Annotated in this window: 15 protein-coding genes; all 15 read left to right on the plus strand. The window is 45.0% G+C overall.

Annotation, left to right across the window (positions count from 1 at the left end; translation table 11 throughout):
- The first annotated feature begins 670 nt into the window (after window positions 1-670).
- The 15 genes from PAHA3_RS22950 (at window position 671) to PAHA3_RS31175 (ending at window position 22,471) form a co-directional block, all read left to right on the plus strand.
- On the plus strand, window positions 671-1,411 hold the full coding sequence (locus PAHA3_RS22950) for a M23 family metallopeptidase (RefSeq protein WP_062836969.1): 741 nt from the start codon (window positions 671-673) through the stop codon (window positions 1,409-1,411).
- Between the two features lie 170 nt (window positions 1,412-1,581).
- A complete protein-coding gene (spoIIID, locus tag PAHA3_RS22955) occupies window positions 1,582-1,869 on the plus strand; it encodes a sporulation transcriptional regulator SpoIIID (protein WP_024632710.1) in 288 nt (95 codons plus the stop codon).
- A gap of 219 nt (window positions 1,870-2,088) precedes the next feature.
- A complete protein-coding gene (locus PAHA3_RS22960; protein WP_062836970.1) occupies window positions 2,089-3,087 on the plus strand; it encodes a rod shape-determining protein in 999 nt (332 codons plus the stop codon).
- A gap of 102 nt (window positions 3,088-3,189) precedes the next feature.
- On the plus strand, window positions 3,190-4,074 hold the full coding sequence (locus PAHA3_RS22965; RefSeq protein ID WP_062836971.1) for a flagellar hook-basal body protein: 885 nt from the start codon (window positions 3,190-3,192) through the stop codon (window positions 4,072-4,074).
- A gap of 534 nt (window positions 4,075-4,608) precedes the next feature.
- Window positions 4,609-5,448 carry a flagellar hook-basal body protein gene (locus PAHA3_RS22970; protein WP_062836972.1) on the plus strand — a complete coding sequence of 280 codons (840 nt, stop codon included), beginning with the start codon at window positions 4,609-4,611 and terminating at the stop codon, window positions 5,446-5,448.
- 12 nt (window positions 5,449-5,460) lie between these two features.
- On the plus strand, window positions 5,461-5,685 hold the full coding sequence (locus PAHA3_RS22975) for a DNA-directed RNA polymerase subunit beta (RefSeq protein WP_062836973.1): 225 nt from the start codon (window positions 5,461-5,463) through the stop codon (window positions 5,683-5,685).
- A gap of 486 nt (window positions 5,686-6,171) precedes the next feature.
- Complete coding sequence (fabZ, locus tag PAHA3_RS22980; protein ID WP_062836974.1) at window positions 6,172-6,603, plus strand: 3-hydroxyacyl-ACP dehydratase FabZ; 432 nt, start codon at window positions 6,172-6,174, stop codon at window positions 6,601-6,603.
- A gap of 111 nt (window positions 6,604-6,714) precedes the next feature.
- Window positions 6,715-8,436: a phospho-sugar mutase gene (locus PAHA3_RS22985; RefSeq protein WP_062836975.1), complete on the plus strand. Its 1,722-nt coding sequence runs from the start codon at window positions 6,715-6,717 to the stop codon at window positions 8,434-8,436.
- 408 nt (window positions 8,437-8,844) lie between these two features.
- A complete protein-coding gene (locus PAHA3_RS22990; protein ID WP_062836976.1) occupies window positions 8,845-10,866 on the plus strand; it encodes a DUF5693 family protein in 2,022 nt (673 codons plus the stop codon).
- On the plus strand, window positions 10,842-12,023 hold the full coding sequence (csaB, locus tag PAHA3_RS22995) for a polysaccharide pyruvyl transferase CsaB (RefSeq protein ID WP_062836977.1): 1,182 nt from the start codon (window positions 10,842-10,844) through the stop codon (window positions 12,021-12,023). The genes PAHA3_RS22990 and csaB overlap by 25 nt, the downstream gene beginning before the upstream one ends.
- 7 nt (window positions 12,024-12,030) lie before the next feature.
- On the plus strand, window positions 12,031-12,792 hold the full coding sequence (locus PAHA3_RS23000) for a WecB/TagA/CpsF family glycosyltransferase (protein ID WP_062836978.1): 762 nt from the start codon (window positions 12,031-12,033) through the stop codon (window positions 12,790-12,792).
- Window positions 12,793-13,165: 373 nt separating this feature from the next.
- Window positions 13,166-14,293: a glycosyltransferase family 4 protein gene (locus PAHA3_RS23005; RefSeq protein ID WP_036612523.1), complete on the plus strand. Its 1,128-nt coding sequence runs from the start codon at window positions 13,166-13,168 to the stop codon at window positions 14,291-14,293.
- Between the two features lie 165 nt (window positions 14,294-14,458).
- Window positions 14,459-18,358, plus strand: a complete 3,900-nt coding sequence (locus tag PAHA3_RS23010) for an S-layer homology domain-containing protein (protein ID WP_062836979.1) — start codon at window positions 14,459-14,461, stop codon at window positions 18,356-18,358.
- 207 nt (window positions 18,359-18,565) lie between these two features.
- Window positions 18,566-18,907 (plus strand): hypothetical protein, encoded by a 342-nt coding sequence (locus PAHA3_RS23015; RefSeq protein WP_062836980.1) that lies wholly within the window; start codon window positions 18,566-18,568, stop codon window positions 18,905-18,907.
- Window positions 18,908-19,423: 516 nt separating this feature from the next.
- Entirely contained in the window at window positions 19,424-22,471 is a 3,048-nt protein-coding gene (locus PAHA3_RS31175) for an S-layer homology domain-containing protein (protein ID WP_062836981.1), read from the plus strand.
- The last annotated feature ends 31 nt before the right edge of the window (window positions 22,472-22,502 follow it).

Below are 22,502 nucleotides of genomic sequence, written 5' to 3' on the forward strand. Positions count from 1 at the left end.
AGTGGTACAGGGATGGATAGATGCAAATATTCGAATGGATACGAATGTGGAGTAAATGTATATGGGGGATGAGAGTCGTCAAAGTTTGTTTGGCACGGATCAGGCTTTCCATATAACCATTGGCGCGCTAACGAATCAGAGAGACCTTATCAGGCCATATCAGGACGAATGGACATTCTAACGAATCTCAGACGCGTTATATCACGACATATCACGGAATTGATCCAATAATAGCGCCTAAAAGAGATTTTAGCGTGTCTCCGGTTCGTTAGAATTCCTAAATCGTAATTTTCTCGCCAATAAGGTCGCCTGAGTTCGTTAGAAATATTTAATTTCTAATCGTTAGGGCTTCTCTACCAACACCCATTCCGGAGCTTTCGAGATTCGGCTAAATATAGGGAGAGTGCTAGCGTATGGAGAGCGCAGGGGACAGAAAAGGCCTGTAGAAACGTAGTGTCCGCCTTTATCACCGGATTTCTCCATTAGGAGAATTAATCAGGAAATCCGGGGATAACAGTCGGTCGAAAGGTTTTCTGGCCCCGAAGCGGCGCACGAACTAACACTCATCTCCACCTTATATAGCACTCTCTGAAACCTCCGTGAAAATAATTAGAGTCGCGCGTGTATAAAAGAGTTGCACCCGGTAACACTTGTTACTGAGGTGATTAACATGAATGAACAAAACAAAAAAACAAACCAAGAAGAAACTCCTAAAACAACTCAAGGAGTACCGGCTAGTCAGCCCTCTTCATGGAAAAGAGCAATGTCCAAACGCTGGGTCTTCCCGGCAGCCTACATCGCAGCAGCAGGCATTATACTAACCTTAGTGTGGGTCTATCAGGGCACAGGCGACAAAACGCTGAACTCGGACCCTGCTAGCGGGGTAGTAGAAACAGGCGCATCGGCGGGTACAGAAGGAACAGCAGCAGGCGGAGAACAGGAAAGTGTGGAAGTTGTTGCAAAGTCGGAGAATTTTGTATGGCCGGTAGCGGTACCGTCCGAAATTTCGGTAGTGAAACCTTTCTATGATAGCGAAGCTTCAACCGAGGAACATGAAGCGGCGATGGTGCAGTACAATGATACATTCATCCCGAACACGGGTGTGGATCTGGCACGTGGGGATAACAAAACGTTTGAAGTCAAAGCAGCGCTTGCCGGTAAAGTTACACGGGTTGAGCAGAATCCGCTCACAGGTCAAGTTGTGGAAATCACACACAGCGATAACCTGAAGACGGTATACCAAAGCCTGGCAGACGTCAAAGTGAAACAGGACGACGAAGTGAAACAGGGAGATGCGATTGCATCTGCTGGCGTCAATGAATTGGGTAAAACGCTCGGCAACCACCTTCACTTTGAAGTGTACGAAGACGGACAGCCGGTTAACCCACAAGGATATCTTCCGGAAAAATAAATGATTTTTACCGCAGCAACATGATGGGCAGAGGGTTAAACCTCTGCCCTTTTTGTGCTTTTCAGAAAATAATGGGACCTTCGAAGCTTGTCACACCTCTAAACCGCGAATATATAGGCATGCTCCTCATATAATGTACCAAACTATCCACACAGTAGGGAGGCGGGAGCGTGCACGATTACATCAAGGAACGGACCATCAAAATTGGTCGCTGCATTGTTGAGACGAGGAATACGGTCCGTACCATAGCCAAGGAATTCGGCGTGTCAAAGAGTACTGTGCATAAGGATCTGACGGAGCGTCTGCCGGAAATCAACCCTGATCTTGCTGACCAGGTGAAACACATTTTGGAGTACCACAAGTCGATCCGCCATTTGCGGGGCGGGGAAGCGACCAAAATCAAATACAAAAAAACGAGTGGCAAGAAACGTGAGGTGTTGGCTTCCGCCAAATCGTAAGCATCTTCACCAAGACGTAGGCCAAAAAGCTCACACATGCATTGAATCCCTCCCCTGAAGTATGATATGTTAAAAGCTGGTACAGGATCGAATTATGACATCTTATCAGCCCGATTTTTACATATATATGTTGCACTTTGTCGAACGAGCGGTGACGTGATAAGGGACTCTTTTTCACAGGATACGCTGACCAAATAATATCACTTTGGGGGCTCTTTTATGTTTAGCAAGGATATCGGTATTGATCTTGGCACGGCGAACGTGCTTATTCACGTGAAAGGAAGTGGGGTTGTCCTCGATGAACCTTCCGTCGTGACCATTGAAAGAGATACGAAGCGTGTCCTTGCTGTTGGGGAAGAAGCGCGTCGTATGGTGGGGCGTACTCCAGGTAACATTGTTGCCATTAGACCGCTGCGAGACGGCGTTATTGCGGACTTCGAAATTACGGAAGCGATGCTCAGACATTTCATTAATCGTGTGGGTGCAAGAAGCTGGTACAGCCACCCTCGAATTCTGATCTGTGCACCTACGAACATTACTTCTGTAGAGCAGAAGGCCATCCGTGAAGCGGCGGAGCGCAGCGGTGCCAAAGAAGTGTTTCTGGAAGAAGAGCCAAAAGCGGCAGCGATCGGTGCGGGAATGGATATTTTTCAGCCGAGCGGCAATATGGTCGTGGATATCGGCGGCGGCACGACTGACGTTGCAGTCCTTTCTATGGGCGACGTGGTCACCGCCTCTTCTATTAAAGTCGCAGGGGACAAGTTCGACGAAGCGATTATCAAGTTTATCAAAGCCAAGTACAAGCTCATGATCGGTGAACGGACCGCAGAAGATATCAAAATTGCGATTGGTTCCGTGACGCCAGGTGGACGTCAGTCCGAGATGGATATTCGCGGACGCGATATGGTATCCGGTTTGCCTGTTACCGTAACGGTATCGGGAAATGAAGTACAGGAAGCGCTCTGGGATTCCGTGCAATCCATCATCGTGGCAGCCAAATCGGTATTGGAACGTACACCGCCGGAATTGTCAGCGGACATTATCGACCGTGGTGTTGTTTTGACTGGTGGAGGCGCATTGCTGAACGGACTGGACGAGCTTTTGTCCAATGAATTGCATGTACCGGTGTGGGTTGCGGAAGATCCAATGCATTGTGTCGTGAAGGGGACAGGCATTATGCTTAATAATTTGGATCAGGTGGTTAAGAAAAAGTTCTAATCTGCCGATATAAAAAGCAAAGGTTCGCCATGCTCGGAAAGCAGAACGGACAAGCAGCCAGCCTGTAATGCAGGACAAGCGCTTGAGGAGAGGGGTTAATTCATGTTAAGAGGTCTGTACACCGCTACTGCGGGAATGATTACGCAACAACGCCGCCATGACACAGCAACACAGAATATTGTAAATGCGAACACGACGGGATACAAACAGGTGAACAGCGTAAGTCGTTCCTTCCCGGAAATGCTCATTACCTTGGTAGGCGGAGATGCGAATCTCCCGACAAAGCGGCTGGGCAAGCTGAACACAGGGGTGTTCGCGGAAGAGAGTTTGTCCATGAATTTGCAAGGGACCATTATGGAGACTGGACAGAAAAATGATTTTTCCATTTCATCCAATATGACTGTCAATGATCCGCAGACTGGACAACCTGTCCCGTTTGACGCTTCAGGCAAATTTGTACGGGCCGATGGTACGGTAACTTACCAGCCTCAGGCGTATTTTACAGTTCAGGATGCACAAGGTAACACCGGATATACACGTGATGGTCACTTCGAGATTACAGGAACCGGACAGTTGCTTAGTTCAACAGGTTCACAAGTTCTGGATAATAATGGACAACCTGTAGTGTTGACAGGTTCGGTAGAGCAATTTAAAGTGGATGAGCAAGGCCGTCTTGTGGATGCAGCAACGGGTGCACCGACAGGCGTTACTCTCGGTATTAGTGTCATTGACCAGCCGAATCAACTGGTTCGTCAAGGTGATGGCAATTTCAGTCTGAGTGATGAAAACGGGGCAACTGCCCGGATGCTGGCTGCTGGTGATAATGTGCAGATCCGTCAGGGATACCTGGAAGGCTCGAATGTCGATGCTTCACAGGCAACGGTTGATATGAACGCTGCATACCGTGCATATGAAGCGAACCAGAAGATCGTTCAATTCTACGATCGCAGTTTGGAAAAAGCCGTCAATGACGTCGGTCGTGTATAACGCTGACGTTTAAATATAACCGCGTAGCGGAGAGCCAAACGCCCTTTGCGTAGCAAAGCAGAGAGGCTCACGCGAAGCGCAAGAGCCTAGACGCAGCCGAGCTTATGCGAGGATTGCGCAGCAGTACCTGAGCGAAGCGACGGTCTCGACAGTCCTTTGCGAAGCAAAGCAGGAAAGAGACCACGCGGAGCGCAAGAGCCTAGACGCAGCCGAGTTTATGCGAGGATTGCGTAGCAGTACCTGAGCGAAGCGACGGTCTCGACAGCCCTTTGCGGAGCAAAGCAAGGAAGAGACCCCGCGGAGCTACACGCCGCATAAAGAGCGTGCCGTGCTATGATTCAGCCATGTGAAACTATGGCGGCAATCATAGTCGGGCAGTCGCGGCGCACACACACCATCCGTCACTTAGCAAGATCGTACCCCACTTACCTAATCCGCCTGTTTCGGGAGTCCAGAGGGCAGCGCCATCTGGGGCCCTCCCTACTAGGGAGGGTTTGGGAGGGTGGACAGGAACCAAGGGAGGGTAAACCACCGATGAATAATTCCATGATTAGTGCCAAAGTTTCCATGACCGCCATACAGCAGCGTCTGGATGTCATTTCCGATAATATTGCCAATGTGAATACGGCAGGCTATAAGAGTAAGCAAGCGGCTTTCGAGGATGTGCTGACACGGGTTCAACAACAACCAGACAAGTACAAGCTCGACGGACGCTCCACACCGATGGGCTATAACCTCGGTTTTGGTGCTCGTTTGGCAGATGTGACGAAGGATATGTCTCAGGGCACCTTAAATGAGACGGGCCTTCCGACCGATCTGGCCATTGAGGGGAATGCCATGTTTGCAGTTGAAGCGAATGGGGAGAAAATGTGGACACGTCAGGGTGCATTTCATTTTGTACCGGATACAAGACCGAAACCTACTCCCAATTCACCAGATATGATGGTGATGGTCAATGGCGAAGGTCACTTTGCTCTGGATCGTTTAGGAAACCGTATTACTGCACCGAATAATAGCAAAGTTGCTTTTGATGAAAATGGCAACCTGTTAATCCGACGCGGTAATGAGGCGAACGCAACCATTGGAGCACAGCTGCAAGTGGTAGACATTGAACGCCCTGAGGGGCTCGTACAGTATGCAGATAATCTGTTTGGGCTGGATGCGGGATTAACCGAGGATGATGTATTTGGCGCTGATGCAGCTACACGTCAAGCGACAGCCATGATCCGCCCAGGTTATCTGGAGCAATCCAATGTGGATTTGACACAGGAGATGGCTTTGCTTATGCAAGGACAGCGGACATATCAGCTGGCGGCACGGGCGCTAACTTCGAGTGACTCCATGATGGGTCTTGCCAACACTATAAGAGCGTAAAAGGTGAATGTGATGACAGAAACACAGCAGCAGAACAGTAAGCCAGAGAAGAAGGAAGTCAAGAAGAAGAAGAGTGGATGGCGCATCGCAAGATGGTTTCTGGTTCCGGTCCTGCTTGTTCTTGCCCTTGCTGGCGGAATGGTAGCTGGATATGTGGTACTGGGCAAACAGGATATCGGTTCCGTATTGCAATGGAGTACATGGGAACATGTATATAATCTGGTATTCGCTCCATAATGTAACGAGTTAAGCGAAAACTCCTGCGCAGGCAGGAGTTTTCTTTTTGACGTTGAAAACAGTATAATGATGGATGACGTTTGACGTCAAAAGAGGCCTCCCCTGCGAAAGACATTCGTCATCGCGAAGAGAGACCCCTTATCTTAACCTTCACTACTGCAGTCATGAAGGATATAACTAGTGTTAACCGAAAATATGCTTTCCATACAAAATTTAAAAATTAAAAACCCATTTATATGAGCTTCGACTTGATCATAATCAGGTTTTCCATGTCCGCACTAAAGCAGTGGAGGGAACGGAATCGTTCGAAAGAAGCGAAGCGCTCGCCTTTGTTTCCAAATGTTATCCATCTGAAAAATAGTTCAGAAACATTAGGAAACAACAGCGATCGAAAGAACGATCCGTAACCGTAACGATCACCTATGCGCACATGAAAAATTCATGATGAAGAACGCTCATATAAACATCCCGAGAGGAGATTACATTGTGCTCGATATCAAACAGATTCAAGAAATTATCCCGCATCGTCCGCCGTTCCTGTTGGTGGACAGAATTTTGGAGATGGAAGATGGCAAACGTGCTGTTGGTTTGAAAAATGTAACGATTAATGAACCATTCTTTATCGGTCATTTCCCTGAGTATCCGGTAATGCCGGGTGTTTTGATCACCGAAGCATTGGCACAGGTTGGTGCAGCGGCTATGTTGAACTTGGAAGCGAATAAAGGCAAGATCGGCTTTTTGGCGGGACTGGACAACTTCCGATTCCGTGGACAAGTTGTGCCCGGAGATACGTTGATTCTGGAAGTGGAGATTACACGTCTCAAGGGTTCGATTGGTAAAGGTAAAGCAACTGCCCGAGTGAACGACAAAGTGGTCGCTGAAGGCGAGATCATGTTTGCACTGTCTGACCCAAGCTGATTACATACGTGAGCATTGACATCATGCAGGAACGTACACGGACTGAATGATGCAAGATGCTGAAGTAACTCAGCACACCTGAATTTATATAGACGGAAGGGGTTTATCGGAATGGAACAGTTAAGTACAGCAGCAGCAGAAACGTTGCAGCAATGGTTGGAGGATGCTTCGATTGATGAAGCAACGAAACAGGAGCTTCGTGACTTGCAGGATCAGCCGAAAGAGCTGGAGGAACGTTTTTACAGAAACCTGGAGTTTGGTACAGGGGGATTGCGCGGGGTCATTGGTGCCGGAAGCAACCGGATGAACCGTTACACTGTGGGTCGGGCGACTCAAGGGTTTGCGCGTTATCTACTTGAGCAGCATGGTGACCAAGAAGGTAAACCTTCTGTCGTCATTGCTCATGATTCCCGTCATTTCTCACCTGAATTCACACTGGATGCTGCGCTTGTACTGGCTGGAAACGGCATTGTAGCCAAGCTGTTCCCATCCTTGCGTTCAACTCCGGAGTTGTCATTCGCGGTGCGTCATCAGAATGCAACTGGTGGGATTGTCGTTACAGCGAGCCATAACCCACCTGAATACAACGGATATAAAGTCTACAATCATGAGGGCGGTCAATTGGTACCGGATGAAGCGGAAAAAGTCATTCAATACATCCAGGAAGTGCCTTCTCTTGCTGACGTGAAGAAGCTAACGCAAGAAGAAGCAGAAGCTCAAGGCCTTCTGATCTGGTTGGGTGAAGAGCAAGACCAAGCGTTCGTGGATACCGTAGCAAGCCGCAGTCTGAGCCGCGAACTGATCCAATCCGGCACAGGCCGTGATTTCAAAATCGTATACACACCGCTTCACGGAACAGGTAACATCCCTGTACGTCGCGTGCTGGAGCAGATCGGATTCGAGCAAGTGCACATTGTAGCCGAACAAGAACAGCCGGATGCTGAATTCTCTACAGTGAAGTCCCCTAACCCGGAAGAACGCGAAGCGTTTACGCTTGCAATGAAGCTGGGAGAATCCGTTGGCGCTGACATTCTGATTGGAACAGATCCGGATGCAGACCGCATGGGTGCTGTTGTGAAAGACAACGATGGCAAATATTTCGTCTTGTCCGGTAACCAGTCGGGTGCCATTATGGTACATTACCTGTTAAGTCGCCTGCAAGAGACAGGTACACTGCCAAGCAATGGTGCGGTTGTCAAAACGATCGTAACAAGTGAGATGGGTGCTGTCATTGCTGAACATTACGGTGCAGAAGTGATGAACACATTGACAGGCTTCAAATATATTGGTGAGAAAATGAACCAGTTCGAAGCTACAGGCAGTCATACATTCTTGTTCGGATATGAAGAGAGTTATGGCTACCTTTCCGGCAACTATGCCCGTGACAAGGATGCTGTCCTTGCCTCGATGCTGATTGCTGAAGCTGCTGCGTATTATAAGAGTCAAGGTAAGACGCTCTATGATGTCTTGCAAGAGCTGTACAACCAATTCGGATACTTCCTGGAGAAGCTGGAGTCCCGTACGCTGAAAGGCAAAGACGGTGTGGCTCAGATTCAGGCCAAAATGACCGACTGGCGTTCCAATCCGCCACAAGAAGTAGCGGGAATTGCTGTACAAGATGTGCTGGACTATTCCCTTGGTCTGGACGGTCTTCCGAAGGAGAACGTACTGAAGTTCATTTTGGCAGACGGTTCATGGTTCTGCCTGCGCCCTTCAGGAACGGAACCGAAGATCAAAGTATACTTCGCTGTGCGTGGAGAGAACTTGGAAGATGCGGAAAGCCGGATCGAGCGTCTGGTGACTACAGTGATGTCGCGTGTAGACGCACAATAATACGAATGCAACAATGAGCAAGAACATGAGAAGGCCTCTCCGCACCGTAAGGTTGGTTGGCGGAGGGGTTTTTATTTGGAATATTACAGATGGATCTATATAAATTGAACTGAACATTTACACGAGAACGTAGAGGGCAGAAATAACCTGAAGAAGTGAAACGTTCGCCTTTATCACCAGATTTTCACCTTTATTAAAAGTGAATCAAAAAAATTGGGGGATAACAGCGATCGGAAGGTTGTTCTGTCATCGAAGTGGCAAGTGTAAATATTGCTTTAGTTCAATTTATATGGCATATAAGAGGGCTTGTTGACACAAGCTGTTTGTAACCTATTGTATAAATGTTAAATGAACGAATTACTTGAGCTGAACGTGCATTTGGTTCCAACACTTGAGGAGGTACATGTAGTGCGTCAAAAATGGCTTTATTGGAATAACGCTTCTCGGAAGTGGTTGTGGCTCGTCGTTATTATCGGTCTGGTTGCGTCCATCCCTGTCATCAGTGATCGGGTGCAGACAGAATCTTCTGCCAAAAAGGTGGAGCTTGTCTTCAACTATAGAGGTCTGCTGGATATTTCCGCCTATCAGGCACATCCGCAAGATTTCATGAATGAACAATTGACTCGTCTGAAAGACGCAGGCGTAACAACGATGGCTGTGTTCGAAAGTACATTGGACGAGCTGAGAAAGACACGCCGACTGATGGTGTACAACGGCCAGGATCTCGCAAACCTGACCAAAGATGTGATCCCTTCTAATGCAAATTACACGTACGTGTTATTTACATCGGAGGAAAACGCACAGACGTATACCCCTATTATTGAACAAACGTTCGCTGATCGGCAGATTCCGGTGCAACCATGGGAATATGAAGGTCGTAGCGGCTTAATATTGCAGACTCCTCCGGAGAATGCCAACATGCAGCCTTTGCAGCCCGATCCGGTTGCCGTGAAGATGCTGCGTGATAAAGGTTTCTACATTTTGCCGCGCATCTCGGACGGTGTGCCATATAGCCAGGAATCGATGGAGCGCTTGCTTACCTTCTTCGAGGAAAATGGCGTGAAGCGCATCTTGTTTGATGGTGATGCTGTGAAAGGGTACAATGATAATGCAGAGATGAAAAGTCTCGACCAGTTCGCACAATTGCTGAACAAACACAATATTGGTCTTGCAGCCATCGAGAACTTGAAGAAACCGCAGTCGGGATTCCAGACCCTTGCTTATAAAACGGACTACAATGTCGCGCGTCTGTACTCACTTAGTGATGGAGATGCCAATCTGGATGTAGATACGATTGCTGACCGTTTTGTTCTGGCAACCAAAGACCGAAACATTCGTATGCTCTATATGAATGCTTCCCCTAGTCGAAATACAGCCAAGGCCATGATTACAGATCCAATTGAGAATCTGATCAACAGCCTGGGTGAACCGGGTCATGCAGTAGAACGCATGGCGAAGCATGGATTTGAACTTGGACAAGCTGAAGCATTTACAGTTAAGGATTCGTCGATTCAGCGGTATGCCAAGTTGGTTGCTCTCGTTGGTGCAATTGCGATGATTGCACTTATGGTTTCTTATTTTATCCCACTACTGACCTTGATTGCATTTGCAGTTGCTTTGGTGGGCAGTGCCGGATTGTTCCTTTTGAAACCAACGCTGCTGGAGCAAGGAATTGCCTTGCTTGTGGCCATAGCCGCTCCGACCATAGCGATGGTGCTGGCTGTTCGTACAGTGAACTATCAGCAACAGCGTCAACCAGACGCATCTGCGGGTCGTCGTTTGAAGCAAACATTAGTTTTATATGTAAGAACATCAATTCTTTCGTTCCTGGCGGTACCTTTTGTCATCGCGTTGCTTAACAGCATTACGTACAGTCTGGTGATTAACCAGTTCCGCGGCGTGAGTCTGTTGCACTTTGCACCTATGGCCCTGGTAGCGATTTACATTGTGTTTTATCGTGGTTCAGGTTCGTTCTCGATCAAGAAAATTAAAGAAATGCTTCGTATGCCAATTAATGTTTTAATGGTTGTTTTGGCACTCGTTGCTGCCGTTGTTGGATACTATTATTTGAGCCGTACAGGCAACTCGGGTTCAGTAACACCATTCGAGATGTTCCTGCGTACCACGCTGGAAGATACGTTCGGTGTACGGCCGAGATTTAAAGAATTTATGCTGGGACACCCGCTGTTTATCGTTGGCGTGTTCGCCGCTTTAAAATATCGTAAAGTCATCTTTGTGCTCATTATTGCAGCGATTGGACAATTGTCCATGGTGGATACGTTCGCGCATATCCATACGCCGGCTGTATTGTCACTCATTCGTGGAGTGATGGGATTGGGACTTGGCTTAATCTTCGGTATCATTGCTGTGGGTGTGTGGCAAGTAGCGGAAGGATGTTGGAAAAAATGGTCACCACTTCTCAAAAGTTAGTCATCTCGGGGTATTACGGATTCCGCAACAGCGGAGACGAAGCGGTGCTAAAGTCGATTTTGACAGCGCTGGAAGAGGAAAGTCAGAGGTCTAACGTCACCATTGAACCGATTGTACTCTCGGGTGATCCCGAGTGGACAACCTCCATGTACGGTGTGCGCTCTGTGCATCGGATGAAACTGAAGGAAGTCCGTGAAGCTCTCAAGGAGAGTGACGGATTAATCAGTGGCGGAGGAAGTCTGTTGCAGGATGCAACTGGACTGAAATCCATTCCTTATTATCTGGGTGTCATCAAGCTGGCCCAGTGGTTGAAAAAACCAACGTTTATCTATGCACAGGGGATTGGTCCTGTGAACCGTAAAATTTTCAATCCGATGATCAAATCGGTCTTCAAGGCCTGCGCCTATGTATCCGTTCGGGATGAACAATCTGCAGACTACCTGCGTGGGCTCGGGCTACAGTGGAATCAGATCCATGTAGTACCCGACCCAGTAATGGGCTTACCATTACCTGAAAGTCATTCGAAAACTGGAGTAGGCGCTACTTTAGCAGATGCTGCTAACCAAGCTAACCGAGTGGAACCTTCATCTGGAGGACATACCAAGCTTCCCGTGATCGGCGTATCGGTGCGGTTCTGGGAGTCAGACCGTAAAGAGCTTACGGCTATTGCCGCCGGATTAAAAAAGCTATGCTCCAAAAAAGCCGTGCACTTGCGTTTTCTGCCGTTTCATTTGCCAGTTGATGAACAGGCATCACGATTCCTTATGGAAATGCTCGGTGATGTGACCAGCAAAGGCAGTGAGATTAGCATCACTCAAGATCTGACCGATCCTCAGCTTATGCTGGAGGAAGTCAGCAAGTGTGATCTTGTCATTGGTATGCGTCTGCACAGTCTGATCTATGCGGCATCGCAGTATGTGCCTCCGGTGGGCATCTCGTATGATCCCAAAATCGATCAATTCCTGCTTCGTCTGGATAGTGAGCCGGCAGGCAATACGGATACACTCGATGGTGACAAGCTCGCCAAGACGGTCGTTGGACTGTTGGATCAACGTTCACAGTGGTTGAAGGAACATGAAGAAGGCATCACTGAACTGAAGCAGGAAGCCAGAGTGCCTGCACAGCAGATTATTAACTATTTAGGCCGCAAAGGATGAGATAAAGATGAGTCAGACCGGATCAATACCTACCGTTTCGATCTACGGCATTCCTTTTTCCAAACTGACGATGAAAGAAACGGTGAAGGTTCTCCAGGAAGCTGTGCTGTCCAAGCAGACACCACATCAGGTCATTACAGCCAATCCCATTATGGTTATGGCCGCATTGGAAAATCCCGCAATTATGGAAGTCATGCAAGCTGCGGAATTGATTGTTCCTGATGGAACAGGTGTCGTATGGGCTGCTAATTATTGTGGAGATCCTGTAGCTGAGCGCGTGCCGGGATTTGAGCTTTTACATGAATTGCTGCGTGTTGGAGAAAACTATCGATGGGGCGTATATCTGCTTGGTTCCACCCCTGAGGTGATTCAAGAAACGGCAGTTCGGTTACAACAGCAATATCCGGCGATTCGAATTGTGGGTTATCGCGACGGTTATTTTGGTCCGGCTGAGGATGAACAGGTTGTTGCTTCCATACGGGAAGCAGCACCTGATCTGTTGTTTGTAGCACGTGGGGCAGACACCCAAGAACCGTGGATTCACCAGCACAAAGATGCACTACAAGTTCCCGTAACCATGGGCGTTGGCGGCAGCTTTGATGTGATTTCGGGCAAAACCAAACGTGCGCCTGTCCTGTTTCAAAAGTTAAGACTGGAATGGTTCTATCGCTTGTTGCGTGAACCAAGCAGGGCTGGCCGGATGCTTGCGCTTCCGAAATTCGCTGTTAAGGTGATGCGGGACAAAGAAAACGTGACGAAAATCCGTTAAAAACAGGTAATTACGAGATAAATGCTTGTTTTTGCTAGAAATTGAGGATGGCTTTTCGGGTGGGATCGGCGTATAATTCATTCCGGATTACATGTGTGCCACTCCATGAAAACAGAAGCGTTACACTTGGCACTACGATTGCAAGGCAACCTTTCGATCGCCGTTATCCCCAGACTTCTTTTTATCCTTTTTCAAAGGATGAAATCCGGTGATAAATGCGAACGTTACACTTCTCTAGGTTTTCCTTGCACTCTTCGTTATCGTGTAACAAGATTTTTCATCAAAAGTGACTAACAAATATTTTTATATATAAAAAGAGATCAGGGGATTTATAATTTCGTACAGGTATTATAATTGGGGGTCGAATGTTCAAATGGTAGCGATCTTTATCATTGGATTTATCGTGTCAATGGGACTGGCTCTTGCCCTGACACCGCTTGTCAAAAAGTTCGCAGTCCGCATTGGCGCGATGGATACGCCGAATGCACGTAAAGTACACACACGGATCATGCCACGTCTAGGTGGTCTGGGGATATTCCTGGCCTTTATTATTACAGTTGCTGCATTGCTTCCGTTTGTATCGGCATGGTTCACGACTCGGGATATGAGTTTTGTCAGCGCGTTTCTGATTGGTGGAACGATTATCGTACTGATCGGAGCACTTGATGATCGGTTTGAACTGTCGGCCAAAGTGAAGTTGCTCGGTCAGATCGTTGCTGCTTCTGTCGTTGTATTCGGATTTAATATCCGCGTAGATTTCGTTAACATTCCTTTTCAGGATTCCTACTCTTCACTCGAAGCTTGGGTATCCATTCCGTTGACGATCTTGTGGATCGTTGGTGTAACCAATGCGATTAACTTGATTGATGGTCTGGATGGTCTGGCTGCCGGTGTATCTGGTATTGCAATTGGTACCATTGCCGTGATGTCGTTCCTGATGGGGAACATGATGATCGCCTTGATGTGTCTTGTGCTGCTGGGTAGCATCATTGGATTCCTGTTCTTCAACTTCCACCCGGCGAAGATCTTCATGGGAGATACCGGGTCACTATTCCTTGGTTTCTCTCTGGCGATGCTGTCTATGCTCGGATTCAAACAAATTGCTATCGTGTCCTTCATTACCCCGCTGATCATTATCGGTGTGCCGCTCTCGGATACCTTCTTCGCGATTATCCGTCGTGCGGTACAACGGAAACCGATTTTCGCACCGGACAAAGGTCACCTGCATCACTGCTTGCGTGAACTTGGATTCAGTCACCGTCAGACGGTACTGATCATTTATGGAATTGCCGCGTTCTTCGGAGTCCTTGCAATTATCCAATCGTCCGCTGCCATGTTTGAAGCGAACTGGGTAACGTTCGTGGTCATCTGTATCATGATGTTCTTCCTCCAGGTGGGGGCAGAAGTCATCGGACTTGTCAGTAAAACGAGAAGACCGGTTATCAACTTCCTGATGCGCATGCGCGTCAAGCTGAATCCGGAGACTCGTTCGAAATCTTAAATAGATAAATGTAATGGTTACAGCTATTCTTGAATATTATTCCAGACCCAACCTTATCCCTTGTGGATAAGGTTTTTTGTTTATTTTGAGGTTTTTACTAAATAATTGGAACCTTTTGCCGATATATAAAGGTAACTGACTTAAAAAGAGGAGAGATGATACGTAATGCAACGTACGAAGAAGCCGTTAATCTGGCTGATGATGGTGGCACTGGTTGTATCTCTAATACCAGCTGGCCTTGCACCAGTCGCATCGGCGGCGGGACAGACAAGTTACTTTACTCCTGATAATGCTGGGAATGTCCAATTGAAAGATACAGTAGGCCTCAAACTGACTGGAACTGGCACAGATGTACTATCGCGTTCAACTGCTTTTGTGGTAACTGGTAGCGAACAGCCTGTAACTGGTACGTTCACGAATGTTACAGGTTCCACTTTGGGTGCCAACGTTCAACTTATGAATCTTAAAGATGGGACTTGGGTTCCAGATAGCACACGAGTAGCACCAGCAGTTGTAACAGTTGATCCGGATCGTCCGGATAACCGCTTTAAAGCAACACTAACATTGTTCGCAGGTATGAATAAAGTTACGTTCACAGGTTCACAAGGACCAAGTGAAAGATCAGAGAGTTTTTATATTTTGTATGATTCTGTTCCATATATTGAAAAATTGCAAGTTCTCGGAGGAGCGGACAACCTTGATCTGAATGAAGGATCCCAAGTGGTCGTCGATACAGGCGAAGTAACACTTAGTGGTGTTGCCAAAAACTCATCTAAAGTTACAGTCTCTCTAAATAATGGCGAGTCTTTGCCAACTGCTTTGCAACCGGATGGACAATTTTATTCTCCGATGATGCGACTGAAGGCTGGTTTAAACGATGTGAAGATAACAATTGAGAGTGGGGTGGACAAGAATGTCTACAATTACTCATTGTTATACTATGATGAAGCTAACCCATACTCTAAATTGGATCTGATAGAGGGTGTGGCCCCGGGTGCTTTGGCTCAAAGCATGTTATCTACTAGACCGACGTATGGGGGTAATCCTTCAGATGCTAATGTGAAGGTAGAAATGCTTCTCCCGGACGATGAGACAAATGCTGTACCACAAATTACAATCGACGGAGCAATTAACTCTACAATTATTCCAAGTGTTGTACCGATACCGAGCGTTGGAGTTAACACACCTTCTTACGCTTTGATTTCTTTCGATATTCCATCGATTACTTTTACCAGCTCCGGAACGCCTGCAGAATTGGATCGTTTGCAGAATCATTCACTTACTGTGAGATATGGTAAAAGCACAGCAACTACAAGTATGAATTTTCAGTATTTGGCTAATGAAACAGTTATTACAGACCTGAAGTATCTTAGAGATTATAAAGGAACAGGCACGATTCCTGATGGTGTACCTTTAACGGGTGCAAGTGTCAACGCTGCGGATTTTTACATTTTGGTTGAGACAAGCAGAAACCCCAATGGTGCAACATTATCAGCTGAGTATCTACCACGAGGAACAAGTGCGATAGATATAAAGTTAATTCAGCAAGTAACGCCAACCAAATATATTTATCAAATTAAAGGCTTCAAAAATGGAAACCAGACGGTCCAGTTTAAATTTGATGGATCGGCATCAAGTCGTAATGCAACAATTTCGTTTGCATCCAAAAATTATATTTTTGTGAGTAATTTATCGGATGGTCAAACATATGATATGAACTCAAAGGCAACAGATGAAATTACAGTTGAAGGTAAATATGTAGATTTTGCGACACTGGATAGCAATTTCTTCGTAGCTGAAATTTTTGCTAATGGAGTCAAAGTATATTCTACACATCCCCAGAATCCAGCTGGTACAACAGCACCACAAGAAACACTTACCCTGAGTAGCGATGGTAGCTTTAAGGCGGTTATTAAAGTAGACGGAGACAAGGGACCACTTTACTTCGGGGAGAACCGTATTGTACTTACAGGTACCGGTACTGGAGATAAGGGACAGTTAAACGAAGTTTCCAAAGAATTGCGCATTTACATCAATGACAATAATGTGTCTACTATTAAAAACTTACAGCCATCACCAAGTAGAGCTCGTTCAACATTTTTGGAACCCTTTAATCCTGACGATCAATGGGTGAAGAATTTATTCAACCTTTCCACCGATTTTACATTTACTGATAAGAAGTACACTACAAGTCTTAAAAATTTTGATTTGGCTATTCGTGGTGCAGGAGCTACCCGTATGAGTCTGAGTATGGGTACCCAAAATATATTTACACTGAACATACCAGAAGGGTCTGCTGGAAGCACAACATGGGAAGATCCAGAAATTTCTGCTGAATATGCTTTGAACAATGGCACAGTTATTGTTGATCGTGCGGGTAGACAACAGGATTTTGTAGTGCGGCTAAGAGATCTGAAGGCAGAAACTCCAGGCACATATATCTATACCCTTGACCTTTATAACAAAACTGGTGCTAAGACAAGTCAAAAGATTGAAGTGATAAGGGAATCTGCTGGTTATCGCATTATAGCTCCGCAACCCACTTCCGGTAGCCAGATTGTTGTTAACAAAAACTTTGTTCACTTTGATATCGAAGCTGAGGGAGCAACTTCAGTTGTCATAGACAAAGAGACGGCTAAAAAGCTTCAAGGAACAGAATCTGACCGTTTTGCTCTCGACTATGTTGGACTCAAAGCGGACAAAGTAAACAAAATTAAACTTACAATTGATCGTAGTGGTGTAAAAACTACTGATACAATCGAGGTATATTATACGAGTGCTGCAGGTGTGGATTCACAGTATATGGCACCTAAAGTAGCTAATAAATACTCTGCTTTCAACAAGCAATTAGAGCTGAACTTTCCAAAAGGGACAGTAATGGAGAGCACAGATAACAGTGGAATTGCTAAGTTTTACCCGAATAACAAGTTGCTGTTCGGTATTGCGGACCCGAATACAGGAATAGTGGAACGCCGCAATGACTATGGAAGTATTGTTGGTTTCAAAACAGAGGATGGAGATCCTAATCCATTAAGCGTCCCGGACGAATACTACAGAAGATTCTCAGCTATAACAGGTGATTCTGTAAACTTTAGTCCAATCTCAGAGATTTATTGGATTAGTGGTGGTTTGGGGGAATCTGGAACCAGGGGTACTGATAATTACAAGGAACCAACGAATGGGGTAGGTCCTTATACTTTGGATTCGTTATATGGTAATCCTTTAACGCCTACTGAACGCAAAATTAAACCTTCAGAGCGTGGTACATTGACATTGACATACGATTCAAATGTCGTAGATGACGCTGGTTCGACCATATCTGTCTTCTACTACTCCCCGAGTCGGGAATGGAAACGAATTGGTGGAGAAGTTGATTCTAAGAAACACACAATTACAGTCCCATTTGATAACTTTGGTTATTACAAAGTCATGAAACTAAGAAGAAGTTACAACGATATCACGAATCATGGATGGGCTAGAAATATTCTTAATGCATTGTATGCCAAAGGGTTTATGACACCATTACGATTCGAGCAATTCGGAACAGATGATCGAACATCCAGAGGAGAGTTTGCTACACTTCTGGTAAAAGGATTGAATCTGCCTATCACTTCGGATAGCAGAAGGACTTTTACGGATGTAGCTCCTGGAACGAGTTCGTTTACATGGGATTATGACAGTATTGAAACAGCTGCTAGAGCAGGAATCATTACTGGTTTAACGGATGGTGTATTTGGGCCAGATCGTCCTCTTACACGTGAACAGGCAGCAGTTATGATTGCGAGAGCGCTTGAACTTAAACTAGCTACAAATGATAGTAAACTTCAAAGTGCGTTGGCTAAGTCTTTCATTGACTCGGGAAGCATGGAAAACTACGCCGGACCTTCAGTACAAGCGGTGACTAAAGCTAAAATCATGGAAGGTTCACCAGTCACAGTTACAGGTCAAAGCAAGCCACAATTCGCATTTAATCCCAAAGGTAATCTGACACGTGCAGAAGCGGGTAAAATTGCAGTTGAATTGCTTAAGAAGAGCACAAAAGTATTCCCTAAAAACTTGAGCTAGTTTTGAGATAAATCGATGCATTTTTAGGAAGGACCTGTCCCTCATACTAAAAGGGGCGGGTTCTTTTTATGACTATGAAGCAACTGGTATAGAACTCTTTTATAATAGAAGCAATCTGTTTTTTACCAATAACTATTTTTGTAATTTGCTAGAGATTAAGATACAATAACGGTAAATACACAATGATCTAGAGGGTGAAGTTAGCTAATGAAACCGATTTATTCGAGAGCCCAATTGGGTTACATGAAGGCAAAGACACAGTTTGAGAAGCAGGCAGTCATTCTGGAGAAAAAGTTGGAAGATACACGTAAGACAGAGGAGATCTCTCAGGAAGTGATGGAAGGACTTGTGAAGTCCACTGGCTTCCATGATGCGTATAATAATCTGGTTCTGGCTGAGAATGAATTGATTGAATGGTCTCATACCACGATGAAGCACGAGAAGACATACCGGGAGAACAGAAAGCCAATTGACGATATGTATCTGAGATTGAATAGTGATCCGAATATGCGTGCTCAGATTATTGATTTGGCAATGAAGATTCGTTAAATTATAGCAAGTGTTCCAAGAAGAGGTGCCCAAGGGGCTCCTCTTCTTTTATTTTCAATATTGTAGAATTTGTCGCTTCATTGTGGAAAATAACGGGTATAAATAAACGTCCAAATCGTTTCTTACGCAAGATGTTCTTGGGAAAATCATGATAATAACTGTTGGATAAATGTTTTGAACCCATTAAAGACCCGCACTGAATCAATACATAATAAAGTTCAAAACTTTTTTTGAAGAATCCGCAACTTTTTGAAATCTGCTGCGTTTAAGATGTAGAGTCAAAAACATTGGGGAACTTACCAAGAATGACCTCGTGAAGAATCTTGTCTATTTATTAGAAAAAATTGCTTTACGGCACGAGAGACCCATTGTATAATACGTAAGGTAGGATTAGGAAACTACTCTATTTACGTATGATTCTATCATTTATTCTTGTTTACAAGTTTCTGTGATATGCTCACAGACATCATTTATATTAACTTGCTCATAACTCTGGAAAGGGGGTGCGACAATAGAATGAGGAATACGAGCGACCCTATTAAAGAAAATTCCAATGTTATGAACGCCCAAGGAGGAGACAAAAAGGTTATGAAGAAAATTTTATCCGTAGCATTGTCTACAGCAATGGCATTCTCAATGTTTGCATCTGTAGCATTCGGTGACACAGCAGTAACACCACAACAACAGTTTGATGCATTGAAAGCAAAAGGTATCTTCTCTGGTTATCCAGATGGTTCCGCTGGTTTGGAAAAAGAAATGACTCGTGCTGAGTTTGCAAAAGTCGTTACAAAATTGCTTGGTCTGAAAGAGATCACTGGAACTCTTACTTATACAGATAAAAACTACAAAGCGGACAGCTGGTTCGTTCCTTACGCTGAAGCAGTAACAGCTGCTGGTATCATGGAAGGCGTAAGCACAAACAGCAAAACTTTTGACAGCAATGGTAAAGTGACAATCGCTCAAATGGCGACAATCCTTACACGTGCTCTTGATCTGGAAATCCCTGCTGAAACTAACAACAGTGCTCCTGAATGGGCTAAAGGTTATGTTCAAGCAGCGATCAACGCTGGATTGTTGGATGCTGGTCTGAACTTCTCAGCTAACGCTTCACGCGAATTGCTTGTAGGTGCTTCTTTCACAATTGATGAAGCACAAAGCATCAAAGTTGAATCTTACGCAGTTACTGAAGCTGGTAAAGTGGTTGAGTTCAAAATCAGCGATGGCGAAACTGTAAAAGTTACTTTGGATAAAGCTCTTGAAGCTAACAAAGAAACTGAAGTGAAATTCACTTACAAAGATAAAACTTTCACTGAAAAAGTTACTTATGTTGTAACTGCAGCTCAAAAAGTTGTTAGTGCAACTGCTAACAACCTCAAACAAGTTGTTGTAACATTTGATGGTGATGTTGATGCTGATAGCGCTGAGCTTGAGTCTAACTACACAGTAGACGGATTCAAATTCAAATCTGCTACATTGTCTTCTGACAAGAAAACAGTAACTTTGCTGTTGCCAGCAGAGCAAACATTCACTTCTCAAAAAGCTTACAAGTTGAATGTAAGCAATGTTAAAAATTCTGACAAATCAAAAGTGTTCAAAGAGACAGTAACAGTGACTCCAGTTGACACTACTTTGCCAGAAGTTTCAGAAGTAAAAGGCCTCGGAACTAAAGCTTTCAAAGTTGTATTCTCTGAGCCTGTTAAAGCTTCTTCTGTAAACACAACTTCCAACTTCCGTATCGACGGTAAAGCAATTTCTGGGTATGTTAACTTCACTTATCCAAGTGTTGCAGTTATCACAACTGACCTCAGCGTTGGTAAACACACATTGACAGTAAATGGTGTTGAAGACTATGCAGGTTACAAACTTCTGCAAAAAGAAGTTGAGTTCGAAGTAGTTGAAGACACTACAGCTCCAGAAGTAGTTAGTGCTAAAGCTACAAACCTGAACAAAGTAGAAATCGAATTTAACGAATCTGTTAAATCCGTGAGCAAAGCTTACCACACGTCTTCTGGTAAAACAGGAACTGTTACTGTTGAAGATAACAAAGTAACTGTTGACTTCGAAAACGACAACAAGCTTAGCTTGGGTGAAAACACAATTACTTTGGAAGGCGTAACAGACTATAGCAACAACTCTGCTACACGTACTTCTAAAGTGACTCCAGTGATTGACACTACTCGTCCAGAAGTTGCTTCTGTAACTGCTGAAGTTTACAACAACAACCACGTATTCACTATTGAATTCAGCAAAGCTGTTGAAGCTGCTGATGTTGCTAAAACAGCAAACGCTAACTTCACTTTGAAAAATGAAAAAGGTGAACTGGTTACAACTAGAGGCTTCACAGCTGCTGGTCACCCAGTTAATGCTCCTAAATTCGTAGATGGTACTGGTAACAAACGTGTACAAATCACTACAATCGGTGAGTTGCCACAAGGTAAATATACTTTGGAAATCGCTGGTATCCGTGATATCGCTGCAATTGCAAACACAATGTTGCCGTACACTACTACTGTAGATGTAAGTGACGTTGCTAAACCAAAAGTTAACGATGCTTGGTTCGTTCAAGAAAACACTGGTAATGGATCCTTGAAAGATCTGGATATCTACGTTACATTCAGCAAAGAAATGGCTGTAAGTGGTAACGGTAGTGCGATTGATCCAAACAAATATAACTACCAAATCAACGCCAACGGTCCTTTGTTGCCGCTTCCTAATAACACTGAGGTAACTCAAGTAAATGCACAACAAGTGCGCATTTCCTTGCCTGCCAAAGAAAATGGATACTTGGCTGCTAATGATACTCTGAACTTGCGTATCGCCAATGTTGCAGATACTAAAGATAACTACATCGCTGGAAACGTAGTTTCTACGCCTGTTGTAGCTAAAGACTCCAGAAAAATTGGTGTTGAGTCTGCTAAAGCTGTATCTGACAAAAAAATTGAAGTTCAATTCAATGGATACTTGTCCTCTGTAAGTGCAAGTGACTTCGCTATTAGTGCGACTAGCGCAACTTACGGTTTGAAATTGAACAGCGTAGAGACTAAAGATGGTAACACTTTGGCTCACTTCGAAATCACTACAGGTGAATCTTTGGATGCAACAGCTTCCACAGCTAACTTTGTTACAATTCGTTCAGTTGAGAACATCCAATCTGTAAGTCCTAATGGTATCAAGGTTGGTACTGTTAACGAAGGCTTGACAGATGGTATCGCACCTAAATTGGCAGCAAACAGTAATTTCAACGTTGTTGAAGGTGCTGTTCAAGCCAATGGTAAGAAACAATACACAGCTACATTGACATTCAACGAAGCTTTGAATGTTGCTAACAACACTACTGGCTTCTTGGCTCGTCTTGGCGGATCTGAAGCTACCGTTACTGCAGTTGCTGCTGGTACTAACAGTAATCAAGTAGTAGTTACATTTGAAGCTGCTGGTACTACACAGTTGACTGGTTCTTATGTAGAACTGTACCTCAATTCTACAAATGCAACTAACAAATTTGTAACTGACAAATCCGGTAACGCTGCTGATGCTTCCAACGTTTCCGTACAAAGACAGTACTAATTTATAAGTTTTAAGAAAAGACCCTTAGAGA

The sequence above is a fragment of the Paenibacillus amylolyticus genome, from assembly GCF_001570725.1.
GTDB classification, from domain to species: domain Bacteria; phylum Bacillota; class Bacilli; order Paenibacillales; family Paenibacillaceae; genus Paenibacillus; species Paenibacillus amylolyticus_A.